This window comes from Cognatundibacterium jejuense (assembly GCF_014284255.1).
GTDB lineage: Bacteria > Pseudomonadota > Gammaproteobacteria > Burkholderiales > Burkholderiaceae_D > Undibacterium > Undibacterium jejuense.
Map to the genome: position 1 here is coordinate 40,304 of NZ_JACOFV010000009.1, position 22,805 is coordinate 63,108.

The 22,805-nt window shown below is 46.5% G+C and carries 19 protein-coding genes; 10 read left to right on the forward strand and 9 right to left on the reverse strand.

What is annotated here, in order from left to right:
- The 3 genes from sorA to H8K32_RS10705 form a co-directional block, all read right to left on the reverse strand.
- Entirely contained in the window at positions 1-1,230 is a 1,230-nt protein-coding gene (gene sorA / locus H8K32_RS10695; protein WP_186912495.1) for a SorA family sulfite dehydrogenase catalytic subunit, read from the reverse strand.
- Between the two features lie 120 nt (positions 1,231-1,350).
- The gene (locus H8K32_RS10700; RefSeq protein ID WP_186912496.1) at positions 1,351-2,175 is read right to left on the reverse strand and encodes a sugar phosphate isomerase/epimerase family protein; all 825 of its coding nucleotides are present in this window, start codon (positions 2,173-2,175) and stop codon (positions 1,351-1,353) included.
- A gap of 28 nt (positions 2,176-2,203) precedes the next feature.
- Positions 2,204-3,040, reverse strand: a complete 837-nt coding sequence (locus tag H8K32_RS10705) for a phytanoyl-CoA dioxygenase family protein (protein ID WP_186912497.1) — start codon at positions 3,038-3,040, stop codon at positions 2,204-2,206.
- 168 nt (positions 3,041-3,208) lie between these two features.
- Between H8K32_RS10705 and H8K32_RS10710 the strand changes: the two genes are divergently transcribed.
- The 4 genes from H8K32_RS10710 to H8K32_RS10725 all read left to right on the forward strand — a co-directional run bounded on the left by H8K32_RS10710 (position 3,209) and on the right by H8K32_RS10725 (position 9,771).
- The gene (locus H8K32_RS10710) at positions 3,209-4,150 is read left to right on the forward strand and encodes a LysR family transcriptional regulator (protein WP_246447273.1); all 942 of its coding nucleotides are present in this window, start codon (positions 3,209-3,211) and stop codon (positions 4,148-4,150) included.
- A gap of 235 nt (positions 4,151-4,385) precedes the next feature.
- Complete coding sequence (locus H8K32_RS10715; protein ID WP_186912498.1) at positions 4,386-4,775, forward strand: hypothetical protein; 390 nt, start codon at positions 4,386-4,388, stop codon at positions 4,773-4,775.
- Between the two features lie 252 nt (positions 4,776-5,027).
- Positions 5,028-6,719, forward strand: a complete 1,692-nt coding sequence (locus tag H8K32_RS10720) for a glycoside hydrolase family 10-like protein (RefSeq protein ID WP_186912499.1) — start codon at positions 5,028-5,030, stop codon at positions 6,717-6,719.
- Positions 6,720-7,782: 1,063 nt separating this feature from the next.
- Positions 7,783-9,771, forward strand: a complete 1,989-nt coding sequence (locus H8K32_RS10725) for a protease pro-enzyme activation domain-containing protein (protein ID WP_186912500.1) — start codon at positions 7,783-7,785, stop codon at positions 9,769-9,771.
- 154 nt (positions 9,772-9,925) lie between these two features.
- Here H8K32_RS10725 and H8K32_RS10730 read toward each other — a convergent pair whose 3' ends face one another.
- Positions 9,926-11,722, reverse strand: a complete 1,797-nt coding sequence (locus H8K32_RS10730; RefSeq protein WP_246447274.1) for an ABC transporter substrate-binding protein — start codon at positions 11,720-11,722, stop codon at positions 9,926-9,928.
- Positions 11,723-11,829: 107 nt separating this feature from the next.
- Positions 11,830-13,128 carry an MFS transporter gene (locus tag H8K32_RS10735; RefSeq protein ID WP_186912501.1) on the reverse strand — a complete coding sequence of 433 codons (1,299 nt, stop codon included), beginning with the start codon at positions 13,126-13,128 and terminating at the stop codon, positions 11,830-11,832.
- Between the two features lie 316 nt (positions 13,129-13,444).
- Between H8K32_RS10735 and H8K32_RS10740 the strand changes: the two genes are divergently transcribed.
- On the forward strand, positions 13,445-14,407 hold the full coding sequence (locus tag H8K32_RS10740) for an N-acetylglucosamine kinase (RefSeq protein ID WP_186912502.1): 963 nt from the start codon (positions 13,445-13,447) through the stop codon (positions 14,405-14,407).
- A gap of 34 nt (positions 14,408-14,441) precedes the next feature.
- Positions 14,442-15,239, forward strand: coding sequence for an N-acetylmuramoyl-L-alanine amidase (locus tag H8K32_RS10745; protein WP_186912503.1), 798 nt, complete (start codon positions 14,442-14,444; stop codon positions 15,237-15,239).
- 137 nt (positions 15,240-15,376) lie between these two features.
- Here the strand turns inward: H8K32_RS10745 and H8K32_RS10750 are convergent, their stop codons facing one another.
- The 3 genes from H8K32_RS10750 to H8K32_RS10760 form a co-directional block, all read right to left on the reverse strand.
- Positions 15,377-15,778 carry a hypothetical protein gene (locus tag H8K32_RS10750; protein WP_186912504.1) on the reverse strand — a complete coding sequence of 134 codons (402 nt, stop codon included), beginning with the start codon at positions 15,776-15,778 and terminating at the stop codon, positions 15,377-15,379.
- A 328-nt stretch (positions 15,779-16,106) separates the two neighbouring features.
- Positions 16,107-16,613, reverse strand: a complete 507-nt coding sequence (locus tag H8K32_RS10755) for a DUF3016 domain-containing protein (RefSeq protein ID WP_186912505.1) — start codon at positions 16,611-16,613, stop codon at positions 16,107-16,109.
- Between the two features lie 129 nt (positions 16,614-16,742).
- The gene (locus tag H8K32_RS10760; protein ID WP_186912506.1) at positions 16,743-17,201 is read right to left on the reverse strand and encodes an outer membrane lipoprotein; all 459 of its coding nucleotides are present in this window, start codon (positions 17,199-17,201) and stop codon (positions 16,743-16,745) included.
- Positions 17,202-17,454: 253 nt separating this feature from the next.
- On the opposite strand from H8K32_RS10760, the gene H8K32_RS10765 reads away from it, so the two are divergent.
- From H8K32_RS10765 to tfpB, 3 genes are all read left to right on the forward strand, one after another.
- Positions 17,455-17,985, forward strand: a complete 531-nt coding sequence (locus H8K32_RS10765; RefSeq protein ID WP_186912507.1) for a DNA-deoxyinosine glycosylase — start codon at positions 17,455-17,457, stop codon at positions 17,983-17,985.
- A gap of 71 nt (positions 17,986-18,056) precedes the next feature.
- Positions 18,057-18,875, forward strand: coding sequence for a spermine/spermidine synthase domain-containing protein (locus tag H8K32_RS10770; protein ID WP_186912508.1), 819 nt, complete (start codon positions 18,057-18,059; stop codon positions 18,873-18,875).
- A gap of 80 nt (positions 18,876-18,955) precedes the next feature.
- The gene (tfpB, locus tag H8K32_RS10775) at positions 18,956-20,737 is read left to right on the forward strand and encodes a type IV pilus assembly ATPase TfpB (RefSeq protein ID WP_186912509.1); all 1,782 of its coding nucleotides are present in this window, start codon (positions 18,956-18,958) and stop codon (positions 20,735-20,737) included.
- On the opposite strand, the gene H8K32_RS10780 is transcribed toward tfpB, so the two are convergent.
- On the reverse strand, positions 20,734-21,654 hold the full coding sequence (locus H8K32_RS10780; protein ID WP_246447275.1) for an SDR family oxidoreductase: 921 nt from the start codon (positions 21,652-21,654) through the stop codon (positions 20,734-20,736). The genes tfpB and H8K32_RS10780 overlap by 4 nt on opposite strands.
- A gap of 12 nt (positions 21,655-21,666) precedes the next feature.
- Between H8K32_RS10780 and H8K32_RS10785 the strand changes: the two genes are divergently transcribed.
- Positions 21,667-22,692 (forward strand): CDP-6-deoxy-delta-3,4-glucoseen reductase, encoded by a 1,026-nt coding sequence (locus H8K32_RS10785; protein WP_186912510.1) that lies wholly within the window; start codon positions 21,667-21,669, stop codon positions 22,690-22,692.
- The last annotated feature ends 113 nt before the right edge of the window (positions 22,693-22,805 follow it).

Sequence of the window (22,805 nt, forward strand, 5' to 3'; positions counted from 1 at the left end):
CTAAGCGACTATCACGGTTTTAGATTCAATCACATTGCGCATATAGCCACCCGGATTCCAGCTTTGTTCTGTCGGTTGCGTTTCTCCGGCATGGCTGGTGGCACGGACCAAAATTTGCAATTCGCCTTTCTGTTTTGGAACAAGCGTATGCGTCCATTGCCTGAAAGAATAGTTACCCAGATCTTTGGCCAATGTGGTGCTTTGCCATGTTTTGCCATGATCCAGAGAGAGTTCTACCGTTTTAATGCCCGCTCCGCCATCAAAGGCGATGCCTTGCAACTTGAGTGGTTTGCCGTGAGTTACCTGCACCTTATCAGCGAGGTTGGTAATGAAGGAGCGGATTTTTAATTTGCCGATGGGATGCGTTTTAGCCGGCGCGGTGCCCGGCGCTACGCATTCACAAGGATTGTCCGGCAATCGGTAAGCGGTGCTCATAAAGAAGCCGTCAAAGACGTGATCCAGCACGTCAATCTGGCTCAGATGTTTGACCCAGTAAGTACCAAAATAACCTGGCACGATCAGCTTTAAAGGATAGCCATTCAGAAATGGCAAATCTTCACCATTCATCGCCCAGGCAATGATGGGTTCGCCATTCATGGCGTGACTGATATCGAGTGCTTTGATGAACTGCGGCGTCGTTGGTAAGACTGGTTCATCCAATCCCTTGAAAGTCACTTGCTTAGCACCATCGAGAATACCCGCTTTTTCAAGCACAGCTTTGAGCGGGATGCCGGTCCATTTGGCATTCCCCATAGAACCATTTCCCAATTGCGCACCAAAAACGCGAGGCTCGGAATACCCCCTGCTATTACCAGAGCATTGATTGACAGCTACGACATCAACAGCCGGTGCTAAAGCTTTCAGCTCCGCCAACGACAAGGATAAAGGGGTCTTTACTTTACCAGCGATATTAAGACGATAACTGCCTGGCTCAATCGCCATCGGCATATTTGCCAGATGGTAACGCACAAAAAAGGCATCATTTGGTGTGAGGATGGATTCATCAAACACGCTGAACGGTGTTTCCAGATGCGGCGGTCTGGTGGTGATTAACATCAATGGACGCTTTTGCGGATAGCGAACCAGATCACGCGTACCGTTTTCAAACGCTTGTTGTTCGGTATCGGCGGCCAGAGAAGATATTGGCTGAGTAGCAAACCCAGCGGCAGCGGCACCAGCGGTTCTGAGAAAGTGACGCCGTGCGCCGTTTTTTTGTTGCGGCTTGCTCATATCCACTCCTGTTGGGCTTGTTATGTTATCAACCTCAAAGTTATTCAACGTCAAATGAATAACTTCTGCTAAGGATAATCATTAACCAGACAAATCCCAAGAGGAATTTGATGAGCAGGGTTATGCAGAATAACGCGCTCGCAATAACTGCATCATCGCCACATTCAATTCCCATGCATCGCTGACGACTTGATTGGTGTAGGGCAAGGTTTGCGTGTACGGACTTGGGCCAAATTCCGGTGTCATCGTGATTTGTTCAGCACCTTCAGCACGGCGCAAAGCCACAATCGCATCCCACCATGAAAGATGTTGTTGTAACGCGGCAGCATGTTCCGGCGCACGGAAATCATTGACTTGTGGCCCCTGACTATGGCCGACACGCGCATGAATGTGCCTTACGTGTGGGAATACTTTTTCCAGCGTTTCAGCCTGATCTTCCAATAAAGATTCACATGCACAACACCAATGCGATAAATCCGCGTTAAGGTGCAAAGCCTGGCGTTGCTGCAAATACGGCATCAGCAACATCGGATGCCCACTAAAGCGACTGCGATGGATTTCATGCACGATAGGGATGCCCGTTTCAATGCTGATACTATCGGCTAAATCGAGCAATTCATTGTTTTGTGCAAAGCTGTAAAAATCCTTACCTGTGTGTGTATTCACAAACAGTGGCTGCGCGGTACACGCGTTGAGCAGCAATTCTGCCAACGCTTGTTTATGCGCTTTAAAATTGCTGTGGAACACGGTCTCCCATTGCTGTGCAATCAATTGCAAACCTGCATCGGCAATCGCCTTTACCCACGCATCGCGCTCGGCGACATCCATGGGTAGCGACATTTCTATGCCATCAAATCCAGCGTCGCTGACTTTACGAATAAACGTGTCGCGGCTCAGATGGGCACTGCCCCAGTGCGGAGCAAATATTAAAATTTGTTGGGTCATCTTTACTTTCGTTCTAATGATCTGCTATTCAAAATCCACTGACCGGGAAGCTGGCATCGCGCTGTATCCAGTTCAACGGTGAATAACTGGTCGCACCGTCAGTCACGTGTAAAGTATAGGCGTGGCGTGAAATCGGCGAGCGATTTGGTGCGCTGTAGTGTGGCAACAAACCGTGAAAGCATACCAGCGTTCCGGCTTTGACTTCCAGCGGTACCGCTGTAGCGTCGCTCGGCCAAGGCATATCTGACAGTTTTTCCACCGTCACAATATCTCCATGACGTACAAAGCGTTCGCGCATTGGGGTTTTATGACCACCCGGCTCAGCCCATAAACAGCCGTTTTCTAAGGTCGCGTCTTCCAGTGCAAACCAGAACGTGGTGACACTGACAGGATCAGTTTCAAAATACGTCGCATCCTGATGCCAACGCACTTCGCCACCGATGCCCGGTTGCTTGAAGATATACATGGATTGCCAGATTTCTGGTTTTTGCAGACCTAATTGCTGCGCGACGTTTGCCAATGCCGGGCCGCGTGAAAATGCGCTGAATACCGGATCGAGGTCGTGCATGGCATGACCAATTTTATTGATCGACAACGATTTATCTTGTCCCAGATTGCCGTTGGCATCAAACGCTTCTTCTTCAAAAAAGCAGCTGATGTTATTGGCTGAATTCAAAAAATAATGGTCTATCTTCTTTTCTTGTTCTTTGGTTGTGAAGATTGATGCGGAGGATGCCGGATCAAAATCGTTGACAATCATCGCTGCGCGTTCGCGCAAAGCAGCGATCTCTTCTGTCGATTTAAAATCGGGAATGATCACATAACCATCTTGATGAAATTGTGTGATTTGTTCTTGACTTAACATAGGGCCCCCGTGATTTGGCATATAAATTTGGTGCAATTTTAAGTTAGCGCGTTAGCAGAATGTTTTATCTTGGCACTTTGATTCAGCGCAAGTTTAATGAAAGCCACTGCGACACCACAATATAAATAGTGGTTGACACATTGTCTTCAATTTATTGACAATAGAACGATGGATCAATTAAAAGCAATGGAAATTTTTGTCGAGGTCGCGCGTCAGCGCAGCTTTAGTGCTGCCGGCAAGCAATTGGGCATCAGTCGCGCCCTGGTCAGTAAGATGATTCTCCAGCTTGAAGCAGAACTTGGCACACGTCTGCTGCATCGCTCTACGCGCGAAGTCAGCCTGACGGAATCTGGCATCGCCTATCTGGAACCTTGCAGCGCCAGCGTTGAACAAGCAAAACTGGCACGACAAGCCATTACCCAATCTGGCAGCGAACTGGCGGGCGCATTGCGCATACAAGCACCAACCAGCTTTGGGAGTGAATGGCTCGCCGACGCGCTGGCACGCTTCACGTTACTGCATCCTAAGCTGCAAGCCAGTTTGCACGTCGACGATAACTTGCTCGATCCATTCAAGCACGGCTTTGACCTCAGCATACGAGTCGGTGGCATCCCTGATAGCCGTGGTTTGCAAATGCGACCCTTAGCACCATGTCGGGGTATTTTGTGTGCGAGTCCCGCTTATCTGGCGCAACATGGTACACCGCTCCATCCTTCCGATTTACGCCAACACCGTTGTCTGCACTTCAGCCATCTGACACAAGGTGCCAGTTGGCGTTTTAGCCGCTTGCATGAGAACCAAACTGAAGAATTGATAGTCGATATTGTGCCTAGCTTTAGTTCCAACAATGGCAAAGTCTTACACCAGGCGGCGTTGCGAGGAGCCGGGATCGTGTACGACACCACGTTTCTGGCGTGGCGTGATCTGCTCGATGGCAAGCTGGTTCCGGTTTTACACAACTGGGACTTGCCTTTAAACAATCTGACCGCACTCTATCCATCGACCCGCAAGGTAGCGCCAAAAATCCGCGCCTTGATTGATTTTCTGGTCGAAGAATACCAACCTGTTCCTGAATGGGATCGCGCTTTAGCGGCAGCCAACTTAGCTTAATCCAAACGAGGCTCAGAAGCGATTCATGATAAAAGCAAACGATACAAGCAGGCTTGTGTCGGGTTTCATCAACGCGCTGTAGAGACATGTTGCGTAACGGTAACGTAAACCCAAAAAGCGAGCTCAAATCATCAACTTGTAGTTGAAGGCAACTAACATATACTTCATGGTGCAGCTATATGCTAACGAATTTCATTCGTCAGATCGCTGCGGATGTCTTATAGAGAAGGTGGGTATGCTCGCGTTTCTGAAAAATTGGATCAAGATTATTGTTGTTGCGTTCACCGACAAATATTTCCTTACCTGGTTCATCCCCCTCATCACCATTGCGGTGATCATTGTCTCTGTCTTGTTTGAAATGCTGGGTTTTGATCATACGTTTCAAATTTCTCATCTGTATTCACAAAGTTGCAGAAATTTAAACGATAAGGAAGCACTGGCGATGCTGATCGTGATGTTTGTTGCCTTGCTCAGCGCGGTGCTGACAGTTGGAGAACTCATCATTTTTGCCGATAATCGTCGCCAAGGTTACCCAATCAACTATTTTAGTTTTATCGGTACTAGTTGTACGACGATACTCGCGCTGACCGCCACTTTCGTGATGACGGAAGAATGGTGTCATTAAACAAAATACTGCCTTTTTTACTTATTGCTTTACCAGACGAATCAGAAATAAAAAATATACTACCCGTAGTACCTAAAACAACCCTATATACATCAATGGCAATTGGCATGAAATTAAAAAAATAATGGGGAGTATATATAATCCATCAACTCAGGTACCCAAAATGCTCTTGCCGTCAAAAGAAAGACTGGTTTGCCAAAGTGTTATGCAGTAGCATCTCAGGTCTTTCCTTACTCCAGCGACCTTAGACGCATGTTTTCGCTTTCAGCTTTAGTGAAGCCCTTTACCACATTAACATCCCTGACGAGTTCATTCACTACGTCACCGACCAGTCAACAATGCGCTAGCAACACGCTACGCCATGCCTTACAACTCACCCTGGCAAGCGTTGTGATAACACTCGCTGCGTGTAGCTCAAACGGCGTTAAAAAACCGGATGCCAACACCTTAGCGCCAGTAATCACCACGCCGCCAGTATCGAATATCATTGCCAACGCGCCGCCACCGACTCAGCCACCCAGCAAAGAAACACCGCCGACGCCGCGTGAATTTCGAGCCGTCTGGGTTTCCACGGTGGCAAATATCGATTGGCCCAGCCGTCGCGATTTAAATAGCGACAAACAAAAGGCCGAAGTCATCGCGATTCTCGACCAAGCAGTGCAGATGAAATTAAATGCCATCGTCTTACAAGTACGCCCTGCTGCCGATGCAATTTACCCCTCTGCAATAGAACCGTGGTCTGAGTTTTTAACCGGAGAACAAGGACGCCCGCCGTCTCCGTACTATGATCCATTGCAATTCTGGATAGAACAAGCGCATGCCCGTGGCCTGGAACTGCATGCATGGTTCAATCCATTTCGCGCCAGAACCGCGGTGTCGAAAGGCAATGCTGCTAAAAATCACGTCAGCAAAACCATGCCTGAAGCGGTCAAGCAATACGGTGACTTATCCTGGATGGATCCGGGTGAGCCAGCCGCCATGCAACAAACGCTCGCAGTGATCACCGATGTCGTACATCGCTACGATGTTGATGGCATTCATATTGACGACTATTTTTATCCGTATCCAATCAAAGGCACGAATGGCACTGAATTGGATTTTCCGGATGAAAATTCCTGGCAAAAATATTTAAGTACCGGCGGCACCACGAACCGCGCCGACTGGCGACGATCAAACGTTAATCATTTGGTTTCTGCAATCAATCAGGTCGTGCATGAAGAGAAAAGCTGGGTCAAGTTTGGCATTAGCCCGTTCGGTATTGGTCGCCCAGATAAAATTCCGGCTGGCATCACAGGATTTAGTCAATACGACAAACTGTATGCAGACGTTGAATTCTGGCTGGCGAATGGCTGGCTCGATTATTTATCGCCACAACTATACTGGCCCATCAATCAGACCCCACAAGCGTTCAAAATCCTGCACGCATACTGGCAATCACAAAATGTTCAACAACGCCATATCTGGCCGGGTTTATACACCAGCCGCATCGATAACTCTGATCGTTCCTGGAGCGCAGATGAGATCTTGAATCAGGTTGATGCCTTACGCGAGCAAGGCGGTGATGGACACGTGCATTTCAGCCTGGTCAGCTTAAAACAAAATCGCAAAAATATCGCTCAACGACTTGGTACAGAAAAATATACGTCACAAGCCTTAGTACCGGCGACGCCGTGGCTGGAAAATACCAATATCGCGCCACCACAGCTGACCCTGTTGGATGATAAAAAAACCGTAGAGATTAAACTTGCCGATACTGTAAATACCCGTTGGCTGGCCATCTGGAAGCGCACTGATCAACAATGGCTGTTTTCTGTACAGCCAGCAAACAAGTTAAGCATCGATACCAATGCTGAAGCATCAAACTCACCAGTGCGACAGATCAGTGTGATGGCGATCAACCGCTCAGGTCAGGAAAGCATCAAAGGCAGCATCCAACTCCCTTAAAAGGCCATCACCGTTCGCACAACGTATTATTTATTCACTTAATAAGTTTTCAGGGTCATGGCATTGCATTCAACGCCATGACGCAGACCCTCCGTCAACCCAGGTTCCAAGTCTGCCGCCTAACGACACAGACTTGTTCAGCAAACCGGGCAAAACCTCGTTTGTAACGTGCACATTATCAGAGCAGGGTTTTATGTGCTGTAAATGTGACACAGATGTGGGACACTCGAAAATACCACTTTCATTTTAAGATGTTGTTTTTAACGACAAATTTGTTTCTAAAAAGAAAATAGAGTCGTTTATCTATTCTTCACTTTTCTCACAATTCCCAAACTTTTCAATGAGTTAAAGCCATCCTTACAAAATAGTACGAAGTTGATTTAAATCAATGATTTACACTATTTTTGTAAATTATTTTCCAATTTACAAGACCACTTTCAATTAACAATTAGCATTGAGTTTCCGCTAATGAATTGTTAAATTTAGTTACATCTACAAACATTTGTGCTTGGAAAGCAATTGATTTTTCGAAATTGACGTTCCTATAATCAATTTAAGTAACGCGAGATATCCGTAAGAAACTTCGCGAAACTAAGGGAAACAAAATATACAAACAATAGATTCAAACAATAGATTCAATAAAAAAACTGAAGCAAAATAATTTTCAAGCTCATCGCCCAAGCCCACCGCTGAAGCGACAAATAAAAAATCAGACTTCAGAAAAAATTCAGTACTCAAAGGGAGAATAAAGTGGCTGACCAAAACATCTGCAAGACCCGATGGCGGCTCGCCGTCGATCATCAAAGCGCAACCCGCTTAGAGCCATCCTGCTCGCTCACCTAGCGTACTTCAAACATTACCAACATCTCTTCAAGGTCATTCAAAGCCGACCTTGAAGTTGCTGTGGCACGCCTGTACTTCACTCGCTCTGAGTGCGGTGGGGTCGGGATTTGCCAAAATCCTTTGAAAGACATCCTCTTTCAGAGGGCTTGTTTCACCTGAGCCGGTTAGTGCCAAACCCAATGGCAACGACCACTTTTACTTTATTCATCTGGAGAGAAGTATGAAACACTGCCGTAAATTTACCCTGCTTCCGATTGCAGCAATGTTAATGGCTGCGACAAGCATTTCAGCACAAGCAGAAAACTGGACATCAACTGCTACTAAGGCAACCGTTGTTCCAGCGACCAAAGCAAGTCACATCGCTGTAATGCAAGCGGGTAGCCTGACACATGTCGTCGTGTCTTTGAAACTGCGTAACAAAGCTGAACTGGATACCCTGACCAACAACATCATGGCGGGAAGAAATACTCAAAAACTCAGCAGTAGCGAATTTATGTATCGCCATGCACCGACACAAGACCAAGTGCAAGCGGTCATCAATCACCTCAAGCAAAATGGCTTCACTAACATCAGCGTCTCAGCCAACAACATGCTGGTGAGTGCAGATGGTTCTTCCGCTTCCGTAAAGAATGCATTTAATACGGACTTGCATACCTACAATGTTGGCGGTCGCACGGCACACGCCAACGTCAATGACGTCATGGTGCCACAATCTCTGAGCAACATCGTTTTAGCAGTACATGGTTTGCAAACCGTGCACTTGCATCATACGACGATGGTCAAAGCGGATGCGAAGACCATGGCACATACGATGAGCACTGTCGGCCATAGCCCAACTGAGTTCGCTGGCATCTACAACGCAACCAGCCTGCCAAGCGCCACCAATGCAACTATCGGTATCATTACGCAGGGCGATATGACACAAACTATCGCCGACTTGAACACGTTCACGGCAAATGCTGGCTATCCACGTGTCAATGTCTCCACCGTCACAATCGGCTCTCCAAGCTCAGATACTGCTGGCGTCGGTGAATGGAACATGGATACCCAGGACGCCCTCGCCGCTGCTGGTGGTACGATCAAGCAAATGTTACTGTACACAGCAAACACATTGAGCGACGCTGATTTGACATCCGCCTACAACCGCGTCATCAGCGACAACAAAGCGCAAGCCATCAACGTGTCCTTGGGTGAATGCGAAACCGATGCGCAATCCTCAGGCATCATGGCAAGTAATGATCAGATTTTCCAATCTGCGGTAGCACAAGGACAAACCTTCTCAGTATCATCCGGTGACTCTGGCGCCTATGAATGTGGTGGCCCTGGTACTTCCCAAAGCTACCCATCCGTATCGCCATACGTGATCTCCGTTGGCGGCACACGGGTCAATACTACCAATGGCGCTTATTCTTCTGAATCTGTTTGGTCCTGCACTGACGCATCTAGCTGCCAACAAAGTGCAAGCGGTGGTGCGGGTGGTGGGCCAAGCCTGACAGAAAATGCTCCTAGCTGGCAAATCAACTCTGGCGTACTGCGCGGTTCGACAAAACGTGGCACACCTGACATTTCATTTGATGCTGATCCTAGCAGCGGCGCTTTGGTCTTGGTCAATGGTTCCAACCAACAAATTGGTGGCACCAGTTTGGCAGCACCTTTGTTCACAGGCTTCTGGGCGCGCGTTCAATCCGCTAACAACAATAGTCTGCCATTTCCGGCGAGCGCTATTTACCAAAACGCGGCAGCGAATCCATCTATGTTCCACGACGTAACAACCGGAAGCAATGGTGGTTATAGCGCGAGTTCAGGTTGGGATTATGCAAGTGGCTTTGGTAGTCTGAACGTGGCAAACTTTGCAGCAGTCATTGGTGGCGGAGTCACTCCTCCACCTCCACCACCACCAAACAATGTATTGACAAACGGTGTTCCTGTGACAGGCTTGGCACTGACTAGTGGTAACTCTAAAGTGTATACGTTTGTCGTACCTGCTGGTCGTTCCAGCTTAACGATTAAAACCAGCGGTGGCAAAGGTGATGCTGATATCTACGTTAAATTGGGATCAGCACCGACCACAACATCGTATTTGAAAAAATCCGATGGTCCAACAACCACTGAAACTATCACGATCAGTCGCCCAGCAGCAGGTACTTATTATGTATTGCTGAACGCCTATGCAACATTTAGTGGTGTCAGCCTGGTTGCTGCAGACTAATTTGGTCGTAGTAAAGTTTCAATCCTAAGTCAGTTGGTAATCCATCCTCAGATCACAAGTGCTGAGGATGGATTTTTTTAAAAGGATATGAAGCGAAAGAAGTGACTGGTCAAAGCATGGCAACTTAGCGACTTCCAGATTTAGCGAATGAGCACTATCTCTTACTGTTCTGTCTGGCATCAGGTGCTATATCCAGATAACGCCAATTCGTATAATTGACAGGATGACGCATATAATTTTGCAGCCATGGCTGTATTACGTCTGCCGACAAAGGATGTGTACGCAATACCCATGGATTGTAGGCATGTAAAAGCAAGGCCATTTGTTGGTAAATCTTTCGGCGCTCAGGCGAATCTGCCATAGTCTGCGATTGCTCGTAGAGTTGATTAAACGCTGGCAAATTAAAACGTGCATAGTTTGCCCGGCCAATATTACGACCGTATAAAAGCTGATAAAAATTCTCGCCATCGGGAAAATCAGCTATCCAATCCAGCTCATTCATTTGCACTTTACCTAATCGTGCAGCATGGATAATTTCAGAATGCTTATCGGTTTTGAACTGTATCCGTATCCCGAGGGCATCCATATTTTTACGCCATACTTCTTCGCGCAAACGCCCGGCAGCATTGGCTTCCGAATGCATCAGCAATTGCAAAGGCTTGCCATCGGGCAGCGTACGGTAACCATCTGCACCGCGTTGATAGCCGAATTTATCCAATAATGCATTCGCCAGTTGAATATCATATTGCACGGGGCTGACGAAATTCGCATCATAACCAAGTACACTCGGCGGCAACGGTGTTTGTGCCTGTATCGCAAGGCCTTTTTCAATCAGGCTGATGTCTTCTTTACTGTTGTACGACAGCGCAATGGCACGTCGTAAGGCAATCTTTTCTGGCGTGTAACCGCCTATCACAGGGTCGTCCATGTTCATCCACATGTAGTAGGTCTGCAATGTCGGAAACATGTTGAGTCGTATGCCTTGCTGCTGCAATTCTGGCTTGAGCTTACCATCTTTGAGTACCATTTCCGCCAGTGGTGCAGGTACTTGTTCTAAAACGTCAAACTGACGGTTCAGAAAACCTAAAATTCTTGCCTGATTTTCTTCAACAATAGTGATTTCTACCTTATCGACCAAAGGTTCACTTTTACCTTTTAAACTTGCCGCGACGCTTTGTGAGACGGGATCATTTCCCGCTGCTTCATCAAATACGGTTGTACGATATTGGGGATTTTTACTCAATACGATTTGAAAACTGCGCTGCCACTCACTGAGCATGAATGGCCCGGTTCCTACCGGATGATTGCCAGCTTGATTGCCGTAAGCTTCTATCACTTCTTTGGCGACAGCGCCACTTGCCGTGGTCGCTAAGATGAATAAAAAATTAGTATCCGGTGCATTCAAACGAATGCGTAAGGTGTATTTATCTACCGCCTGGATACCAGCAATTGGCGTACGAATATCAAATTTTTTCCCGGCAAGTAGCTTATCAGCGCGCAGTTTGTCATCACCCAGCAACTTACCTTCAAACATAAACAACCAAGGCGATTTCAGTCCTGGGTCATACAGGCGCTTGATTGAATACACATAATCTTCCGCAACCAATTCACGTGGTTGCCCATGAAATGCCGGATCTGGCGTGAATAGGATGCCATGTTGCAAATGCATGGTATAAGTTTTGCCGCCATCGCTGATGGTCGGGATTGCCGTCAAGGTATTGGCTTTTAATTTGACTGGGCGAGCCAGATACTCGTAAGTCAGCATCGGTTCAAAGATATTTTCATTGATACTGGCTGTCGCAATGTCAGAAGCCACAGCCGGATCCATTACACTCTCTTGCTTTGTCAGAAGTACATGCAAAGTTTTGAGCGGCGATGCCGTAGCGGCCAGCGCGGCACTGACTAAAGTTAGCGCAGCGAAACCCTGCATACATAAAACCCGAAATTTCATTCTATTGTCCCATCCAGACACGCTAAATAACGTGCCAATTTAAACTGTTCTGAAAGCGATAGCTTCCATCATCAAGCAAGTTTTTTATCAGGCTCACAGCAGGCTCACTACACTTTCCGACCAAACTTCGGATCAATTTTGATCAATGCTGTGACGATAAATGTTGGTATTGCTGATAAACAGATCCAGATAAAAAAGTGTGAGTAACCGAGCATATTCTGTAAGGCACCACTGTACATACCGGGCAGCATCATACTTAAAGCCATAAAGCCAGTGCAAATCGCATAATGCGCGGTCTTATGCTCACCATCGGCAAACATAATCATATACAAGATGTACGCCGCAAAACCAAAGCCGTAACCCATTTGCTCTACCGCCACAGCTGAGCCAACGAGCAGAAGATTTTGTGGCTGAACCAGCGCCAGATAGACATACACCAGATGTGGCACATTAATCGCCAGCGCCATCGGCCACAAACAGGATTTCAAACCAAAACGTGAAATAACTGCACCACCCAACAAGCCACCAGCAGTCAGCGCCAACATCCCCACAGTGCCATAAATAATACCTACCGCCTGGGTCGATAAGCCTAACCCACCTTTTACAATTTCATCTAATAAAAACGGCGGTGCCATTTTGATTAACTGCGCTTCGCCAAAGCGATAGAACAACAAAAAAGCGATGCTCAAAACGAGATTCTTCTTTTTAAAGAATTCACTAAAAATAGTCAGGAATTGTTTGAACGTGTGATTCGTAGAATCACGTCCCTGATCCAGAGACGGGTGAGGCAACACCACTTTGTGATAGCCCGCGAGACCGATGAACAAGACTGCTAATAATCCAAACACCACGCACCAGCCAAATTCTACCCGCCCCGTTATATCTTTCAGACTGCCGGCCAGAAACACCAAAGCACCTTGCCCGGTCAACATGGCAATCCTGTAGAACATACTGCGTACGCCCGCAAACGCTGCTTGCTGATGCTGCTCCAGCGCCAGCATATAAAAACCATCGACACTGATGTCATGGGTCGCCGCGCTGAATGCAATCAACCAGAAGATCAACAAGCTCGCCTGAAAAAAACTGCTCATGGGAATCGTCAGTACCACCAAGCCAAACAAACTACCTATCAGCAACTCCATGCCAACGATCCAGTAACGTTTTGTTTTATACAGCTCAACTAATGGTGACCACAGAGGTTTGATCACAAAGGGCAAATACAACCAACTGGTGTATAAAGCGATATCTGCGTTCGAGATTCCCATGTTTTTATACATAATGACCGACAAAGTCATCACGACGACATAAGGAATGCCCTGCCCGAAATACAAAGAGGGGATCCAGCGCCACGCTTTCACTGAGATTGGGAGTGACAATTTTTCGGGATTTGGTACGGCACTATTCATTAGCTATTTTTTCTATCTTTTAAGATTTTATTAATACTTTTTAATTTTGCCCCTTTAATTAACATCAAATTCCTAATGAGTGGAAGATAACAAAGGCCGCAGATTAAAAATTTTTCAGATTAACAATTTTATATCCTTATGATCCTTACAGCATTTCAGAATGCGCCCTATAATAAACGGAAATAAGCTGGAATCAACGTAAAGTTGGCTAGCGTCTACAATCTAGTAAATAATTGTGCTCGGTATTTGCTCAACTCTCGTTCAACACTAGTTCAACACTCTATTAACGGTCAATTTTCCGCATTTATCCTCCGGAATGAACTCTACTCACCATCCACCATCGCCCCCCGTCAGGGAAATAAGCACTCCTCCACATTTGGGTCTGGGCATTGATACTGGCGGAACGCAAACCCGTTGGGCGCTCGCCGGTGTGGATGAAGAAATCATCGCCAGCGGCACCGCTGAAGGCTTAAGCGCGTTGTACTTTAATAGTCTGGAAGGAAAAAACACGTTTCAGCAAGTTTTCTCCGGTCTGGCAGCAACAGCTGGAACCCATGGCATCTTACAAACCGTGCGGGCTGGGATCACGGGCTTTGGTGGTGAGGTCGGCAATTTGCAAAGTATGCTGGCAAAAATCTTTGACTTACCTGAACACCATATTCGTGTCGGCAACGATATAGAAATCGCTTACCTTGATATTTTCCGCCCTGGTACTGGTTACCTGATTTATGCCGGGACGGGTTCTATCGCTGCTTATATTGATGAGCATGCCAAATTCCATCGCGCAGGTGGCAGAGGCTATTTATTGGATGATGGTGGTGGAGGATTCTGGATCGCGCGCGAAGCCTTACGCCACATCTGGCGGTTGGAAGATGAGCAACCAGAACTATGGCGTGAATCAGCCTTAGGACGCAATATTTTTCAACTCATCGGTGGTAATGATTGGAGCCATTCCAGAGAATTTATCTACCAGCGCAGCCGTGGCGACATTGGCAAACTCGCTTTGGCGGTTGCCAGTGCAGCAGAAAGTGATGAAGTTGCCTTAGATATTCTCAGACGTGCGGGTGGAGAACTAGCGCGCCTTGGCATCGCCATGTGCAAACGCTTTGGTAATAAGCCCATAGCCTTGAGTGGCAGAGTACAAGAACTGCACCCTATTATTGCCGAATCACTCAAACAACATTTACCGCCAGAAATCAGTTTCAGACAAAGTACCTGTCACGCCCATTTTTCTGCGGCGCGATTGGCTGCAAGGCAGTTACAATCGCTGTCTTTATGATCCACCATATCGCAAATTAACCAACAACGCTTCCATGAAAAAACTTTTACTACTCGGATTCTTTGCCGCGTTGCTCAGTGGCTGCGCCACTACCGGCGAAAACAGAATAATAGACAAAAGCATTGCTGCTAAAGGACAGGAAGACCGGGTGCAGTTTATCATCCTGCATTACACAGCGATTGATCAGGCGACTTCACTGCGTGTACTAAGTACACAGGATGTCAGCGCCCACTATCTGGTTGGCAATGAGAGCCCGATCAAGGTCTGGCAATTGGTCGATGAAAGCCGCATGGCCTATCATGCAGGTTACAGTGACTGGCGTGATTTCAGTCGCTTAAACGCCAGTTCTATCGGTATTGAAATCGTCAATCTCGGTTACAAAGACACGCCCGAAGGACGAGCTTACTTTCCGTTTCCACAAGCACAAATTGATCGCGTAATTGCATTGGTCAAAGACATCTCTGCCCGTTATCACATCCGTCCACAATACATCCTCGCGCATTCGGATATCGCGCCGCAACGCAAACCTGATCCCGGGCCACTTTTCCCATGGAAGCAACTTGCCGATGCCGGTTTGATCCCGTGGCCTAACGCAGATGAAGTTTTAGCATTGCAACCACTGTATGAGCAGCAATTACCTGAAGTTAAATTGTTTCAACAAAAGCTAGCTAAAATTGGCTATAAAATCCCGCAAACCGGCATTTTGGACGACGCAACGAAGAACGTGATTATTGCTTTTCAAATGAAATATCGTCCGGAAAAATTTGACGGTACACCCGATGCACAAACCGCGGCGATGATCGACGTGCTATTGAATAAGATTAAACCGTAATTTTATGCTTCAAATGGCGGGTGCAAACCCGCCAATTTTGCTCAAACAGTAAGCTCAGCGCGGGTTAGTACTACGAAGTGCGATCAAATGAGGTCTCGAAGCATTCGATTGAAATATCTCGCATCGGACAACAACATCTACCAATTCAAATCTTTCGCCACATCTTTCCAGCACAAGGTTTTAGCCAAATTGACGATTTCAAAACCATCGGTCAGCGGATTCTGATGCTGAAACCAGACGAAAGTCGCGACTGACATCAGGTAATTTGGATTATTGGCTGGCTCATTACTACGCAAGCTCAGCGCACATGCATATGCTGGTAGCGCAGAACATTCATCACCGGATTTGTTTTTTTGTAAGAATAAATGGGGCTTTTGATTAACAGAGCTATCTTCGACATCTTTCAAAAATTGCTGAACCAGGTGTTGATTTATTTTTTGATCTGCAACACCTTCAAGAAAACCTGAGTAAATATTTTTTACTAAGATCCGCTCCACTTCCTTGAAGCTCTTTCCGCATTGAAAAACAATGTCGTTCATCTCTTAAGTCTCCATCTTTTTATTGTGGATTGAGAAAAGAATAGGCCTTTTTTATTCCTCAAATATATTTACTTACAACTTATTGAATATAAAGACTTTTATTTAAAAAAGAAGAACAAATTGTATTTAAAACCACACTTTACACAAATAAAGTTGGATAAATAAATTAAGAGGGCTGACGCACAATTGTTTCAAAAAAATAAGCCAGAGAAAACCTTCTAAATTGAGGGCAGGGTCACCAGGTTGCGGACTGTATTTTGTAAAAAATCTACAGGCGAATGAAGCTACAGCCCGACTTTACCTAGCATAAGCGTGTACAAACTAACCACTACTTCAATGGAAACTTATTACTCTTCAACTGTTTTTGAAACCAGTCTTCGATCATTTTGGTTTCGTATGGAAAATTGCCGGCGTTAATTGGTCTGAACGTCATAAACCCCATGTCAGAAATATTTTCCGTCGCTTGCGCGATAATTTGCCCTTTAGCATCCGTCATCGTGTAATTAAACGACATGCGTGGCCAATAAATATCCTTAATGACACGAATATCATTGCCACCAGGACGCATCATAGGGCGAACATCACCAGCGAGATCGAGATCGGTCACAGTAACATTCCACTGCACATCGTCCGGTAATTTTTTTCCAAGGTCAGCGAATACCTGACCCAACTCTTTAAACACTCCCGCACGAAAACTGTCACGATTTTCATTGCTTGGGCGTATATCAGAATATTTATCAGGATCTTGCCAAGTTACTTTGACTTCGCCAGCGCCAGCAAAACTGCTCAACAAGCTACCACTAGCGAATGCTAACGCAATTAAAATTTTTTTCATTTCAGTTCTCCTTATTTACTCGCTCCTGCAATAAATCGAACATTAAGCGATAACTCATAGACAGGAACTACAAACAAAAACAGCCAGACATGCTGGCTGAATCATCACTAACATTACCAGCTCGACCGATTAGTGAGTAACGCGTGTGGTTCTGCCATTCGACAATAAACGTACACGCTCACCAATGTTGAATGCTTCATCCGCATCCTGAGTGATTGCTTTCATTTCGCCATTGTCGAGGCGCACAGTAATTTCCAGGCCAGGTTTATGGCTCATGTTGTTTTCAACTTTTTGACCGATAATGCCACCAGCCAGGGCGCCGACGATTCCTGCGGCAATAGCACCGTTTCCACCACCAATATTCGAACCAGCGGCAATTCCGCCCAAAGCAGCACCTGCAACAGTACCAACACCCGTCTGGCCTTTATCGATCATTACGTTACGTATAGAGTCGACATACGCCATGCGTACCGTTTGTTCAGACTGCGCTTGGTTTGCGCGATAAACGCTCCCTGAATTCGAAGGTGTCGAACACGCACTCAACAAAGCAACGGCAACAATTGGCGCTACCATCAATAATTTTTGCATCGCTATCTCCTTGTTTCAAGCATTTAAAAATAATGCATCGGCATGTATTTAACACTAACTTATGATCTCATACTAAGCAAAAAGTTCCTCTGTTTTGTAGCGTTTCTTATCATACTGCGACAATGAACATCGGTTTGCCATCTTAAAAAAGGCAATTACAAGGCAATTTTGTATCAATTTATTATGCTCTTTTTGAATGCCAGATAAAATTTCATCAAAATTTCATCAAAATTTCATTGTTTCACGATTTGTTATGCCCAAAACCGACAAAAACGATCAAAAGTACACCGACTACGATGCCAGTTTATCGGGCTTCGCACCTGTCATTGATGAGCGCGCACATACACTCGTTTTAGGGAGCTTCCCTGGTGTCGCCTCACTCAAATCACAACAATATTATGGATTTCGTCACAATCAATTCTGGCGTCTGATGTCGGACGTGATAGAAGAAGATTTGATGGTACTTGAATATAGGCACAAATTAGATGCATTACTATCAGCAGGAATAGGTTTGTGGGACGTTTTTAAAAGCTGCCAACGCCAGGGCAGCCTTGACTCAGCGATAAGGGAAGGTCAATTCAATGATTTCGTTGCCCTAAGAAATCAATATCCGCGATTGCAACGCGTTTGCTTTAACGGAAAAACAGCAGCAAAAATACAAGCCTATTTTGATGATCATGGTTATAGCACACTGGTATTACCCTCTTCGTCACCCGCCAACGCAATGCAGACGTTTGAACAAAAATTACTTGTTTGGCGGAAGATCAGGCAAGAATCAGAGTAAGCTCTACCAAAAATGATGATCCCCCGCTGCTACATTTTGCTTTAAGGAAGGGCAAAAGGTAAAATAAGCACATGCTAATCAAACGTAAATCCATAGAAGCCGAAGCGAACCATCGCACCGGCCCGAAGGCAGCTTCTGCCAAAAAATCTCCGCGCAAACCCAAATTCGCTCCAGTCACTTTATCTGAACTCGACGGCGTGCGTTTTTTGCATTTCGGCACTGAATGGGTTCAAGGTGCAATGCGTCTGCGCAAACCAGATAGTATTGAACTCGAATACGCGCAACAGATGATGATGTGGATGCTGTTCAACACCACACCTGAGCATGTTGTACAACTTGGCTTGGGCACCGGTGCCCTGACCAAATTCTGTTACCGCCAGTTTGAGGAAGCACGCGTCACCACAATAGAGCTCAATCCCTCCGTCATCAGTATCTGTGAAAGCATGTTCAAATTACCGATGAACGACGAACGTCTGCAGGTGCGTGAAATGGATGCGATGGACTTTGTCATGGATGAAAGCAATCACGATACGATCGATGCATTGCAGGTTGACTTGTATGATGCAACTGCCAAGGGCCCGGTACTCGATACCCCGGAATTTTACCAGGCATGTGCCGCCTGCCTGAAAGAAGACGGCATGTTAACGGTCAATCTGTTTGGTGACCATCCTAGTTACGCCAAAAATTTGAAAGCTTTGCGCTTTGCCTTTGCCGAGGTATTGTGTTTGCCTGAAGTGCATGATGGCAATGTCGTCGCAATTGCGTTCAAACATAGACAGAAGCTTGATTTTCCGGCTCTGTATGAACGCGCTGACGAAATTAAAACGCAAACCAAGCTGCCGGCAAAATCATGGGTGAATGGTTTGAAAACAGCTTGTGATCCTGAGTAAATAAGTCGATTCTTTTGCCTGATCAAGTGCCGTTTATTATTTAAAAGTAGCTTACCTCACCACCCAACAACCAGAAGAAAATGAATACAACCTCAAAACGCAGTCTTAGCCTGCAGCAAATTTTTACCTGGTTGATGGAGGATGGCATTATCAAAAAAGAGGATGCCAAAGTTAAATACAATGAAGCGCAAGGCATTTTAAAAAACGGTCCTGCCAGTATGCATACACTGACTGCTGCGGCGCAATGCAAATTACAATCTGCAAAAGCACCGCATCATTTACTGACGCTAGACTGGCTAACAGAATGGGCCGCACGTAAAGTCAATCTGCCGTTTTATCGGATCGACCCTTTAAAAATCGACTTCACGTCCGTATCAGATGTGATGTCCGCAAAATATGCAACGCGCTTTAATATTTTGCCAGTCGAAACCAAAGGTAATACGGTGGTCGTTGCGACAACCGATCCTTTCAATCACGAGTGGCAAGAAGAGATCAGCCGTATTTCACGCAAAGAGATACGCCTGGTTCTCGCCAATCCTCTGGAAATTTCGCAATACATCGTCCAGTTCTTTTCCCTGGCAAAATCAATTAAAGATGCGCGCAAGATCAATACTAACGATCTTGGCCTGCGTCAAAATCTGGAACAATTGGTTGAACTTGGTAAGAGCAATAAGCATCTCGACGCCAATGACCAGCACATCGTCAATATCGTTGATTGGCTATGGCAATTTGCGTTTGATCAGCGCGCTTCTGATATTCATCTGGAGCCAAAACGCGATATGGCTGCAATCCGCTTCCGTATCGATGGTGTGTTACACCAGGTCTATCAGCTACCAGCCAGCATTATGATCGCCATGATTGCGCGTATCAAATTACTGGGACGGATTGACGTAATTGAGAAACGTCGTCCACAAGATGGCCGTATCAAAACCCGCACCGCCGATGGACAAGAGATAGAGTTACGTTTATCGACCTTACCGACCGTGTTTGGCGAAAAGATGGTGATGCGTATTTTTGATCCTGAAGTGGTGGTTAAAACCTTACCAGAACTGGGTTTCCCGCCAAAAGATGCAGAACGTTGGGACACACTGACCAAAAAACCGCACGGCATTATCCTGGTCACAGGGCCAACAGGCTCGGGCAAAACCACCACGCTCTACACCACTCTTAAATCGCTGGCAACCGCTGAAGTCAACGTGTGTACGGTGGAAGACCCGATTGAGATGGTCGAAGCATCATTCAATCAAATGCAAGTGCAGTCTTCGATAGACCTCGGCTTCGCTGATGGCATACGGGCATTGATGCGACAAGATCCTGACATCATTATGGTGGGTGAGATTCGTGATTTAGAAACTGCTGAAATGGCAGTGCAAGCTGCATTGACTGGTCATCTGGTGCTTTCAACATTGCATACCAATGATGCGCCATCGGCAATTATGCGCTTATTAGAACTAGGCGTTCCCTACTATCTTTTGGAAGCAACGATTATTGGAATTCTGGCGCAACGTTTGGTACGCACTTTGTGCAAATTTTGCAAAACACCCGATGGCGAGCTGCCTGATCCCGTCTGGCAAAGTTTGTCAGAGGAATTCGCGCTGCCAAAACCTGCATCCATCTATCGCCCGGTGGGTTGTCCCGAATGCAGACAAACCGGCTTCCTCGGACGTACCGGTTTGTATGAATTGCTAACGGTCACACAAGCATTTAGCAAACTGATCACCAAAGAATCCGACATCCACGCATTGCGCGTACAAAGTATCAAGGACGGCATGAAACCTTTACGCATTGCAGGTGCGGAAAAAATCATCGAAGGTTTAACGACCGCTGATGAAGTGTTAAAAGTCACATCATCACTCATCTAATTGTTATCTTTGAAACGATGATGTTGTAGCACTGAGTCTAGCGCTGCATCCACGCCCTGCGTTACTGTCGGATATTGAAACCGCATACCCAATTCCCGTTTGACGCGCTGGTTTTGCATGCGTCGCGATTCCGACATAAAAGACAGTAACATTGGCGATACTTGTTGTGCCAGTTCATATCTTGGCAAACGTGGAGGGCGCGGCAATTGAAAGGCATCAGCAACCAAGTCAAAGTACGCCGCCATTTTGAGATCACTGTCATCGACCGCGTGATATACCCTTTGCGGCTTAGCGCGAAACAGCGCCAGCATAATCAACTTTGCAAGGTCGTCGGCATGGATGTGATTAGTGTAGACATCATCTGCATCCGCTAACGCTGGTGTGCCTTTTTGCAAACGCTCAATGGGTAAGCGATCCGCAGCATAAATGCCTGGCACACGTAAAATCGACAGGTTGGAATAACTACGCTTTGCCCATGCACGCAATGCTTGTTCCGCAGCGACGCGACGCACTGCACGCGCATTTTGCGGGCGCACGGTTCTGGTTTCGTCAAATGAGGCGCCACCACAGTCGCCATACACACCAGTGGTGCTGATATAAACAAGGCGGCTCTTGTCAGGTAAAATGGCGGTCAGATTTTGCGTGCGGATATCTGACGCACCTTCGGAGCGCGGGGGCGCGAGATGTACACAGTATGGCGCCAATCCGGCTAATTTCGCCAGACTGGCAGCATTATCCAAATTGGCGACAATCGGTATTGCCCCAGCTTCACGCAGTTCAGCGCAACGCGCCGGTTGGCTGGTGAGAGCAAAAATCCGGAAACGTGCACGCAACAAAGGTAACAAGCGCATGCCAACATCGCCACAACCGATGATCAGCAAGCGCGGTTTGCCCATTTTTTTAAACTGTTTTTTCATGCTCAGGATTGTATGACTTTTCAAGTAACTGTGACCCCTAGTGGTCGTCAATTTAGCTGCGAAGCAGACGAAACCGTATTATCCGCTGCTTTGCGCGCGGGCGTTGGTTTGCCTTATGGTTGTAAGAACGGTGCCTGTGGTTCCTGCAAAGGTAAGATCACCAGCGGCAACGTCGTTCACGGCAACCATCAGCAACGCGCACTACCAGACAACGAAGAAGCGCAAGGCATGTCCTTGTTTTGCTGCGCTAAGCCGCAATCTGATCTGACCATAGAAGCACGCGAAATTGCCGCCAGTGGTGAGTTTCCGGTCAAAAAGATGCCAACCCGCGTCGCCAAACTGGAAAAACTGTCTGATGACGTCATGTTAATTGCTTTGCAATTACCAGCCAATGAGCGTCTCCAATATCGCGCCGGTCAGTACATCGAATTTATGTTGCGCGATGGCAAACGTCGCAGCTATAGCATGGCAAATGCCCCACATCTGGATGAACAGATCACTTTGCATGTACGCCATATGCCAGGTGGTTTATTCACCGACCAGGTTTTCTCGACAATGAAAGAACGTGACATTTTGCGCTTTGAAGGCCCACATGGCACTTTCTTCTTGCGGGAAGACAGCGACAAACCTATCGTTCTGCTCGCTTCAGGAACAGGTTTCGCGCCGATCAAAGCCTTGGTAGAACACCTGATTTACACAGAATCGACCCGCTCGGTCAGTTTGTATTGGGGTGGACGTCGTCCAGCTGATTTATACATGGGGGCATTATGTGAAGAATGGGCTGCCAAATTGCCAAACTTTAAATATGTTCCTGTGGTCTCTGCTGCCTTGCCTGAAGATAAATGGAATGGTCGTACCGGATTTGTGCATCAAGCAGTACTCGCTGATTTTGCTGATTTGTCTGCGCATCAAGTCTACGCTTGTGGCGCACCTATCGTGGTGGAATCTGCTCAGCGCGATTTCGTGGCACAACGTCAATTGCCAGCGGAAGAATTTTATGCAGACTCATTTACTTCAGAAGCTGATTTAGCAAATTAATACTTCTGCTTACGTTTGGTTTCACGAGGAAATTTTTTTATGTCCGGATTAAAATTTATTTTGACGCACTGCGCAAAAAGTCCTACTATCCGGTCTATGAAAAATTTTCCTGA

Bases quoted from the DNA above. Each gene is read 5' to 3' on its own strand.
- sorA (WP_186912495.1), bottom strand. From the start codon at position 1,230: ATGAGCAAGCCGCAACAAAAAAACGGCGCACGGCGTCACTTTCTCAGA.
- H8K32_RS10700 (WP_186912496.1), bottom strand. From the start codon at position 2,175: ATGACCCAACAAATTTTAATATTTGCTCCGCACTGGGGCAGTGCCCAT.
- H8K32_RS10705 (WP_186912497.1), bottom strand. From the start codon at position 3,040: ATGTTAAGTCAAGAACAAATCACACAATTTCATCAAGATGGTTATGTG.
- H8K32_RS10710 (WP_246447273.1), top strand. From the start codon at position 3,209: ATGGATCAATTAAAAGCAATGGAAATTTTTGTCGAGGTCGCGCGTCAG.
- H8K32_RS10715 (WP_186912498.1), top strand. From the start codon at position 4,386: ATGCTCGCGTTTCTGAAAAATTGGATCAAGATTATTGTTGTTGCGTTC.
- H8K32_RS10720 (WP_186912499.1), top strand. From the start codon at position 5,028: ATGTTTTCGCTTTCAGCTTTAGTGAAGCCCTTTACCACATTAACATCC.
- H8K32_RS10725 (WP_186912500.1), top strand. From the start codon at position 7,783: ATGAAACACTGCCGTAAATTTACCCTGCTTCCGATTGCAGCAATGTTA.
- H8K32_RS10730 (WP_246447274.1), bottom strand. From the start codon at position 11,722: ATGAAATTTCGGGTTTTATGTATGCAGGGTTTCGCTGCGCTAACTTTA.
- H8K32_RS10735 (WP_186912501.1), bottom strand. From the start codon at position 13,128: ATGAATAGTGCCGTACCAAATCCCGAAAAATTGTCACTCCCAATCTCA.
- H8K32_RS10740 (WP_186912502.1), top strand. From the start codon at position 13,445: ATGAACTCTACTCACCATCCACCATCGCCCCCCGTCAGGGAAATAAGC.
- H8K32_RS10745 (WP_186912503.1), top strand. From the start codon at position 14,442: ATGAAAAAACTTTTACTACTCGGATTCTTTGCCGCGTTGCTCAGTGGC.
- H8K32_RS10750 (WP_186912504.1), bottom strand. From the start codon at position 15,778: ATGAACGACATTGTTTTTCAATGCGGAAAGAGCTTCAAGGAAGTGGAG.
- H8K32_RS10755 (WP_186912505.1), bottom strand. From the start codon at position 16,613: ATGAAAAAAATTTTAATTGCGTTAGCATTCGCTAGTGGTAGCTTGTTG.
- H8K32_RS10760 (WP_186912506.1), bottom strand. From the start codon at position 17,201: ATGCAAAAATTATTGATGGTAGCGCCAATTGTTGCCGTTGCTTTGTTG.
- H8K32_RS10765 (WP_186912507.1), top strand. From the start codon at position 17,455: ATGCCCAAAACCGACAAAAACGATCAAAAGTACACCGACTACGATGCC.
- H8K32_RS10770 (WP_186912508.1), top strand. From the start codon at position 18,057: ATGCTAATCAAACGTAAATCCATAGAAGCCGAAGCGAACCATCGCACC.
- tfpB (WP_186912509.1), top strand. From the start codon at position 18,956: ATGAATACAACCTCAAAACGCAGTCTTAGCCTGCAGCAAATTTTTACC.
- H8K32_RS10780 (WP_246447275.1), bottom strand. From the start codon at position 21,654: ATGAAAAAACAGTTTAAAAAAATGGGCAAACCGCGCTTGCTGATCATC.
- H8K32_RS10785 (WP_186912510.1), top strand. From the start codon at position 21,667: ATGACTTTTCAAGTAACTGTGACCCCTAGTGGTCGTCAATTTAGCTGC.